Consider the following 201-nt stretch of genomic DNA (forward strand, 5'->3'; position numbering starts at 1 on the left):
GGATCTTTTTTCCAATCAGGCAATAAAGCAGAAAGATTCTTATAGGAGGGATGTTTGCCGGTTTTGTTCTCATATTGCTCTTTAGCCCAACTTAATCCTTTGTTGTAGACGAAGCGGCAGCAACCGGCAAAGCGCGACATCAGACGGGCTTGCCGACCGTTGGGTTTGAGTTTGAAGAGAAAACCTTGGCGGAACAACATG

Annotated in this window: 1 protein-coding gene; it reads right to left on the reverse strand. The window is 46.3% G+C overall.

The window, feature by feature from the left end; translation table 11 throughout:
- The coding region (locus M3080_RS09235; protein WP_249092828.1) for a helix-turn-helix domain-containing protein at positions 1–201 on the reverse strand (201 nt) is incomplete at both ends.

It is taken from the genome of Parasutterella secunda, from assembly GCF_023336895.1.
Classification (GTDB): Bacteria; Pseudomonadota; Gammaproteobacteria; order Burkholderiales; family Burkholderiaceae_F; genus Aphodousia; species Aphodousia faecalis.